This is a genomic window from Glycomyces sp. NPDC021274, assembly GCF_040641195.1.
GTDB lineage: Bacteria > Actinomycetota > Actinomycetes > Mycobacteriales > Micromonosporaceae > Glycomyces.
In genome coordinates, this window is record NZ_JBFADC010000030.1 from 1 (window position 1) to 4,895 (window position 4,895).

General features: G+C 66.6%; 5 protein-coding genes. All 5 read right to left on the minus strand.

Annotation, left to right across the window (positions count from 1 at the left end; genetic code table 11):
• Positions 1 to 845: MFS transporter (locus AB0I03_RS26170; protein WP_360417261.1), on the minus strand; the 845-nt coding region annotated here is incomplete at its 3' end.
• A gap of 74 nt (positions 846 to 919) precedes the next feature.
• Positions 920 to 1,881 (minus strand): IS5 family transposase gene (locus AB0I03_RS26175; protein WP_360417263.1). Its coding sequence is split into 2 segments (ribosomal slippage): positions 920 to 1,477 and positions 1,480 to 1,881, totalling 960 coding nucleotides; the frame shifts between segments, so codons are not numbered across the junction.
• A 196-nt stretch (positions 1,882 to 2,077) separates the two neighbouring features.
• Entirely contained in the window at positions 2,078 to 2,449 is a 372-nt protein-coding gene (locus AB0I03_RS26180) for a hypothetical protein (RefSeq protein ID WP_258018415.1), read from the minus strand.
• On the minus strand, positions 2,446 to 3,123 hold the full coding sequence (locus AB0I03_RS26185; protein ID WP_360417265.1) for a DUF5825 family protein: 678 nt from the start codon (positions 3,121 to 3,123) through the stop codon (positions 2,446 to 2,448). Before AB0I03_RS26185 ends, AB0I03_RS26180 begins: the two co-directional genes overlap by 4 nt.
• Before the next feature lie 14 nt (positions 3,124 to 3,137).
• A partial coding sequence (locus AB0I03_RS26190) for a RiPP maturation radical SAM C-methyltransferase (RefSeq protein ID WP_360417267.1) occupies positions 3,138 to 4,895 on the minus strand: 1,758 nt, incomplete at its 5' end.

The window sequence follows — 4,895 nt, forward strand, 5'->3', positions numbered from 1 at the left end:
ACGCCGGCGGTCAGCACCACGCTCACCCACATCAACGGGAGCATCCCGCTGCGCACCGCCTCCTTGGGCGTGAACTGCCGCACCGCAGGCGGATTCTTCGCCAGGAATGCCGCGCCCTGCCCCGACCCGCCTGCCTTCAGCGGATCCGCCTCGACGGGCCACCAATTCTTCGGCGGATCCTTGAAGAACCAGGCACAGCCCGCCACCACGACCAGTACGTAGATCCCGATGCCGTCCAGTACGTCCTGGAAATCCCCGATGTCGAAGGCGTAGTTGAAGACGAAGATGAACGGGAGTGCGCCATAGGCGAATCCGCCGTTGACGAATCCGGTCTTCGCGCCGCGCCGCTCCGGAAACCATTTGCCCACCATGTTGATACAGGTGGCGTAGACGAGCCCGGAGCCGATACCGCCGACCACCCCGAAACCGCAGATCGCCGCCAGCACATCGTCCAAGTGGGCCAGTGACGCGAAGCCCACCAGGCTCAGCACCGCCCCGAGGAACATGGCCCGGCGCGCGGTGAGGATGCCGCGTTCCCGTAACCAGCCCGCCGGAAAGGCGATTCCGGCCTGGCAGAAGACCCAGACGCTCAGAATCCAGAAGGTGTCGCTCTGCGTCCACCCATGTGCGTGTGACAGCGTTCCCTCGGCCGAACCGTAGGCGTATTCGGAGACGCCGATGGCCATCATCGCGAGCCACGGCAGATGCACCATCAGTTTCCGCGAGTGGCCGCCGAGAAGTTCCCGGTCGGATTCGCCGACCCGGTAGACCCGGCCCTTGCCGTCGACGATTTCCTGATAGATCGTTGCGGTTGTTTCCGTGCCGTCCCGTTCGCTGCGGTCCATACCCTTCACCTCGGAATCGAAAATCCGGTCAGCGCGCCCTCTGTCCGATCTCTCCGTGCTCCTTGAGAAGCGCCCTAGGCCGTTTCTGATGGCTCTTGGACGGTGTCGCGGAGCCAGATGACGATCGCTGCGACGGCGAGGGTGCCGTTGAAGATGTAGTCGCGCTTGTCGTACCTGCTGGCCACTGCACGGTACTGCTTCCACTTGCTGACGCATCGCTCGACGGCGCTGCGGTGGCGGTACTGGGTCTTGTCGAAGGCCGGAGGCCGGCCGCCTGCACGGCCCTTCCGCCTGCGGCTGGCCCGCTGGTCATCAGGCTGGGCGATGGTCGCTTTGATGCCCCGCCGTCGTAGATAAGCACGGTTGTCGTAGCTGGAGTACGCCTTGTCGCCGCGGACTCGATCGGGTCGACTGCGGGGTCGGCCCGGTCCGCGCCGCCGGATCCGCAGGCCCTCCAACACAGGGATGAACATGGGGCTGTCGCCTCGCTGGCCTGGAGAGGTCTGCCAGGTCAATGGGCGGGCCCGGTCGTCGGCCAGCAGATGGACTTTGCAGGTCAGTCCGCCTCTTGAACGTCCCAACGCCTCACGCCCATCGCCTTCCACACGCGTACCGCCCCCTTTTGCGGGAAGTCCTGCGGCGGCCGGCGGCGGGCACCGGCCGCGTGCTGATGTGCCCGGCAGGACGTGGAGTCGATGTTCACCGCCCATTCCCGCCGGCGCCGCACACCCTCCTTCTCGACGTCCCTGGCCAGGGCCCCGTCAGGGTCGGTGGCGTCAGCCTCGATCTGTAACTCGGTCAGGATCTGCTGCCAGGTTCCGTCAGCTGACCAGCGGCGGTGCCGTTCGTAAACGGTCTGCCAGGGGCCGTACCGTTCGGGCAGGTCCGGCCAGGGCACGCCGGTACGGGCCCGGAAGAGCACCCCGTTGATCACTGTGCGGTGATCGGCCCACTGCCCGCCGGGCTTGCCGTTGGCAGGCAGTAAAGCCTCAATCTTCTGCCACTGCACGTCCGTCAACTCATGTCGCCGCACCATAAGACGCACCTGCCCAGCCGGTGCACTGATCCACCACCCCAGCAAGAGCCATCAGAAACGGCCTAGTCCCCTCAGAGACCCGGTTCCTCGACCTCGATGCGTCGGGGGTGATCACCTCACACGGCGGTGATCATCACCGACGCATCGAGGTCGACGGTCTTTCCCGCCAAGACGCACCCGACGGTGTCACGACCGTTTACGCCGATTCACCGACAGGGTCCGTGGCGGACGCCTCCTCGAAGGCGCGGCCGATGCCCGCGAACGACTCGATCACGCTGTCGCCTTCCGCGATCGCCTCGACCGCGAAGACGCTCGTGGACGTCGGCGGGTAGCCGATGATGTCGATCGCCCGGCTGACCGACAGCGGGTTCTGCATGTTGACGCCGTCCCAGAGGTACACCGCCCCCCAGTAGCCCTTCTCGGCGTCCGCGAACCAGGTCTTCATCCGCATCCCCTTGAGCGTGGAGAACGCGTCCACCGCGTAGTCGCGCAGGTACTCGCGAAGGTCCTCGACCGTGGCTTTCGAGTTCTTCAGGTTCCAGAGCACGATGCTGATGTACACGCTCATACCTCCCAGGACGGCGAAGCCCAGCGCCGCAGACGGTACGGCGCCCACCAGACGCTGCCGCCGATCCGGATGGCCAGGTGATGCTTCTCGAACACCGACATCGCCGCGGCCGGCACGGAGTCCGCTCCGCGGTCGGCCGCCAGCGACTCGACCGCGGAGACATAGGCAGGGTCCGAGACGGTGAGCCGGCGCAGACCGGTGTGGCGCCGGTCCCGGATCTGTAGGAACCCGGGACCGCGACGGAAGAAGCACCTGCCCACGTGGTACCTCGCCCGCCATATGTTCAGCGCCTCGGCACCGCGCGGCCCCTCCACGTCCGACGGGGGGAAGAGGTGGCTGAACACCCACCACTCGGGACCGTCGGGCGCCGTCAGCTGTGCCCGCCAGTCCACTTCCACGCCGTAGCTGGTGAGATCGCGGATGAAGGAGAGCGCGGGGATGACGTGCTCCGTCCCGGCTCGTCCACCGAGATCGACGACGGGCTCGATCGACACGAACCGCGCGCCGGACTCGTAGATCCGGAGCGCCTCGTCCGCGGTGTCCCCGCCGAGCACGCGGTCGCCGAGGTGCATGTTCGGCAACGCGCGTACCGCCGCCGCGCCGTGGCGCCACATGCTGAACCGGACGTCGAACCCGTTGTCGGGAATGGTCGCGGCATCGTTCATCGTCGGCATGGCAGCCTCGCCTCTCACACTGCTACGGACTCGGAGGACGGACGGTCGGCCTCCGACCGCGCCGCCAGTCCCTGGCCCACCCGGATCTGCATGAACCTCTGGTTGCGGTCCTTCGTGACGACGTGGATCAGGCGGCCGTCGTCTGTGAAGAGCAGACCCAGCTCCATCCATCGGTCGATCACGGCGCCGACGTCCGTCTGCCCGAACCGCTTCGCGCACTCGCGCTCCAGGTACGGGAGCGACCTCGGCTGGTCGAGCAGCTGGAAGAGCGCGATCTCGACGTCGGTGGTGAGCTGGATGACGTCCCAGTCGAAGCCCGGCCGGGTGTTGGTGAGCGTGATGCTCTCCTCGGTCTCGAAGTACGACAGTTGGCTGTGCCAGTGCGCGTCGCGCCATGTGTCCATGGCGGCGCGCAGTTTCCACGCCATGTGGTTCCCGATGCCTTGGTGCGTCGCTTTGAAGATGTACGCGATGTCGAACAGTTCCTTCTCGGGAAGGTCATAGGTGAGTCCGTACTGAGGGGCCGCCCACCGCTCGTGGAAGCCGAGCGAGGGGTTCTCGAAGTACGGAGCGAAGCGCTGGACCGCGAGCCGGTCGTCGCCGCCGGCCGGCTCCAGGTGGTGTAGCGCGGGGAACTGCTCGATGACCTTCGCGTAGTCCTCGTCGGTCTCCCCGGGGAAGCCGTAGAGGTAGGCCCATGCGACGGTCAGGCCCAGCGACTCGGCGTCCCGGAGCACGCGCACGTTCAGACAGCCGGAGACGCCCTTGTCCATGAGCTTGAGCACCTTGCTGTTCAGGCTCTCGATGCCGGGCTGGACGCAGACCACGCCGGCCTTCGAGATGACCTCCAGTTGCTCGTAGCGCAGATTGGCCTTGATCTCGTACATCAGCCGTAGGTCGATCTCGGCCTTGGCGAGCGCGGGAAGCATCGAGTCCAGGTAGGCCATGTCCAGGATGTTGTCCACGAGCATCACGTCGAGGATCCGGTGGCGCTTGGCGAGCGTCACGAGGTCGTCGATGAACTGGTCAGGCCGCTTGCTGCGGAACATCATGCTGGCGCCGTTCAGGCCGCAGAAGGTGCAGTGGTGCTTCTCGCCCCACCAGCAGCCGCGGGAACTTTCGAGGATCAGCCTGGGCTCCAGCCAGAACCGGGCGTGTGACTTCGTGAACTGCTCGACGTATTCGTCGTAGTGAGGCAGCACCATCGCGGCGGGTGGCAGTGGCTTGGTGCTCACTGCGTTGTGCACCGAGGATCCGTTCTCGTCCCGCCAGCACAGCCCCGGCACGGTCTCGAAGGCCGCCTCGTCCGCGGTCAGCGAGTGCAGCAGCCCCGGCCAGGCCAGCTCGCCCTCGCCGCGGACCACGTAGTCGACGAAGTCGAAGTTGCGGTGCAGCGCCTCGCCCATCGACCCTTCGCAGTTGGCGCCGCCGAACACGGTCACCGTCCGGGGCGAGAGTTCCTTGACCCGCCGGGCGACCGCCATCGATGCGGTGAGGGTCTGGAACGTGGTCGTGAAGCCGACGACATCGGGTTCGCCGGCGACGATCCGGCGGGCGAGTTCGTCGGTGAACTCCTCGACGTGCTCGTGCAGCCAGAGCGTGGTCTGCATCTGGTTTTCCTCGGTCGTGCCGTGCGCCAGCTCCTGGCCGTGCACGGTCTCCGAGCGGGGGCCGAACTGCTCCAGGAACTCCGGGACCCGCCACTTCGGATCGTGATAGAGGGCCGAGGAGAACACCCAGTCCCCGGTCCCGATGTAGCAGCTTTCGAGGTC

Coding starts and splice junctions, on each gene's coding strand:
- AB0I03_RS26185 (WP_360417265.1), bottom strand. CDS start 3,123: ATGCCGACGATGAACGATGCCGCGACCATTCCCGACAACGGGTTCGAC.
- AB0I03_RS26180 (WP_258018415.1), bottom strand. CDS start 2,449: ATGAGCGTGTACATCAGCATCGTGCTCTGGAACCTGAAGAACTCGAAA.